The organism is Gordonibacter pamelaeae 7-10-1-b, assembly GCF_000210055.1.
Classification (GTDB): Bacteria; Actinomycetota; Coriobacteriia; order Coriobacteriales; family Eggerthellaceae; genus Gordonibacter; species Gordonibacter pamelaeae.
On sequence record NC_021021.1, the window covers coordinates 3,199,099 to 3,201,849 of the forward strand.

Below are 2,751 nucleotides of genomic sequence, written 5' to 3' on the forward strand. Positions count from 1 at the left end.
GGCCACGATGCGGCGGACGCGCGCCTTGCGCTGCAGCTCCTGGGCGATGTCGCGGCGCCCCACGCGGCGGCTGTAGTCCGACGAGGTCTCGCGCGTGGCCGTGGAGGGCAGCAGCGTGTCCACCACGCCGCGCGCGGCGCGCTTCTTCTTGCGCGTGCTGGAGAAGCCCACGGCATCGGCGTTCATGCGGGCCGATGCCGGGCGGATGCGCCGCGGCACATGCGTGCCGAGCATCGCCGACCTCATGCGGTGCGACGTGAGCTTGGACTGGGCTGCGGTGAAGCCCTTCTTGCGCCTAGCCATGCAACGGCCCCGCTAGCACGCCGGCAGCGCGTCGTCCGCCACGGCGCGCTCGACGTCGGCGCCGAGCAGGCGGAGCTTGCCCACGTAGTCCTCGTAGCCGCGGTCGATGTGGCGGATGTCGTGCACGCGCGTCTCCCCCTCGGCCGATACCCCCGCCAGCACGAGCGCCGCACCGGCACGCAGGTCGGTGGAGGACACGTCGGCGCCCTGAAGGCCGTCCACGCCGCGCACGAGGGCATGATGGTCCTCGATGACGATGTCGGCGCCCATGCGCATGAGCTCGCTGGCGAACATGAAGCGGTTCTCGAACACGTTCTCCGTGATGACGGACGTCCCCTCGGCGCGGGCCGCCAGCAGCATGAACTGCGCCTGCAGGTCGGTCGGGAAGCCCGGGTGCGGCAGCGTCTGCAGGTCGATGGGCGCGAGCGGCCCCTCGCGCCGCACGGTGATACAGTCGGCGCCGGCCTGCACGTCGCAGCCCATGGCCTCCAGCTTCATGAGCGCCATGCGCAGGTACGACGGGTCGATGCCGCGCACCGTCACCGGGCCGCCCATGAGCGCGCCGCCGGTGAGGAAGGTGCCAGCCTCTATGCGGTCGCCCACCGTGGTGTGCTCGCAGGGATGCAGGCTCTCGACGGGCACGCCCTCCACCTCGATGAACGACGAGCCGCCGCCGGACACGCGCGCGCCCATGGCGTTCAGCATGTTCGCCAGATCGACGATCTCCGGCTCGCGCGCGGCGTTCTCCACGGTGGTGGTGCCCTCGGCCGCCACGGCGGCCATGAGCAGGTTCTCCGTGGCGCCCACGCTGGGGAAGTCCAGCACGACGTGCGCGCCGGCCAGGCCGTGCGGCGTCGTGGCCTCCAAAAAGCCGTGGTCCACCACGAACTCCACGCCCAGGGCCTCCAGCCCCACGAGGTGCATGTCGATCTTGCGGGCGCCTATCTGGCAGCCGCCCGGCATGGCGACGCGCGCCTGGCCGAACCGCCCGATGAGCGGGCCCAGCACGGCGATGCTCGCGCGCATCTTCGACACCAGCTCGTAGGGGGTCTCCCACTTGTCCACGGAGCCGGTGTCCACCACGAGCGTGTGGCCCTCGCGCTCAACGCGCGCGTTCAGGCAGCGCAGCACCTCGGACATGATGGCGATATCCGAAATGAGCGGCACGTTGTGGATGGCGGTGGTTCCGCCCCCCAGCAGGGAAGCCGCCATGAGCTTGAGCGCCGAGTTCTTCGCGCCCGACACGGGCACCTCGCCGGCCAGCACGCCCGTACCCTGCACGATGATGATTTCTTCAGCCATGGATCGTCCTTCGCGCCCGGGCCGGAGGCGGCCGGGCATCGCCCGTCTATCGTCCACGCGCCGTCGGTTCGGCGCCGTTTGCAGCACTCAGCCATTATAGAAAGCGAAGGCCCGCACGAAGCGGGCCTTCACAGCGAAAGCAGAAGAGCAGGTGAGCCGAGGCTATGAGGCGCCTTACGCCTCTTCGCCCAGCACGAAGCGCTTGAAGTCGACGATGCCGATCGTGCCGCCGAGGTTCTTGGCGACCTCGTCGGTGTACTCGGACACGCTCTGGTCCGGGTTCTTCACGAAGGCCTGCTCGGTGAGGGTGCTCTCCTTGAAGAACTTCTCCAGGCGGCCGGTGGCCATCTTCTCCTGGATGGCCTCGGGCTTGCCGGACTCGGCGGCCTGGGCCATGTAGATGGCCTTCTCGTGCTCGACGATGGCCGGGTCGACGGCGTCGCGGTTCGCGGCGACCGGGGACGCGGCGGCCACCTGCATGGCGATGTCGCGGCCGTAGGCCTTGAAGCCGTCGGACGCGGGGTCGATGCCCTCCACGTCGAACTGCACGAGCACGCCGATCTTGCCGCCGCCGTGGATGTAGGACGACACGGCGCCGCCCTCGACGAGCGCGAAGCGGGACAGCTGGATGTTCTCGCCCAGCGTGTGGATGGCGTCGGTCACCACGGCCTCCACCGTCTCGCCCTCGGCGTCGGCGGCCTTCAAGGCCTCCAGGTCGGCGGGCTTGGCGGCCAGGGCGGCCTTGGCGATCTTCTCGGCGTAGGCCTTGAACTTGTCGTTCATGCCCACGAAGTCGGTCTCGCAGTTGAGCTCCACGACGGCGCCCGTCGTGGCGTCGTCGGAGACGATGGCCATGACCGTGCCCTCGTTGGTGGCGCGGCCGGCCTTCTTGGCAACGGCGGCCAGGCCGCGGGTGCGCAGGACGTCGACGGCCTTTTCCAGGTCGGCCTCGGCCTCGACGAGCGCCTTCTTGCACTCCATCATGCCGGCGCCGGTCATCTCGCGGAGCTCCTTGACCAGGGAAGCGGTGATCTCAGCCACGTTGTTCCTTTCTCTCTACGGCGCCGCATGCGCGGTGCCGGGGTGGAAGCGCCCTCGGGCCGCATCGGCGGGGAGGGCGCGTCTCTTCTCTCGTAAAAGCCCGCT

The 2,751-nt window shown here is 69.8% G+C and carries 2 protein-coding genes and 1 pseudogene; all 3 read right to left on the reverse strand.

Annotation, left to right across the window (positions count from 1 at the left end; genetic code table 11):
• A pseudogene (locus tag GPA_RS19560) lies at positions 1–303 on the reverse strand (LCP family protein); the annotation flags it as partial.
• A gap of 12 nt (positions 304–315) precedes the next feature.
• Positions 316–1,605 (reverse strand): UDP-N-acetylglucosamine 1-carboxyvinyltransferase, encoded by a 1,290-nt coding sequence (gene murA / locus GPA_RS14705; RefSeq protein ID WP_015540365.1) that lies wholly within the window; start codon positions 1,603–1,605, stop codon positions 316–318.
• 174 nt (positions 1,606–1,779) lie between these two features.
• The gene (gene tsf, locus GPA_RS14710) at positions 1,780–2,646 is read right to left on the reverse strand and encodes a translation elongation factor Ts (RefSeq protein WP_041239727.1); all 867 of its coding nucleotides are present in this window, start codon (positions 2,644–2,646) and stop codon (positions 1,780–1,782) included.
• Positions 2,647–2,751 lie beyond the last annotated feature (105 nt).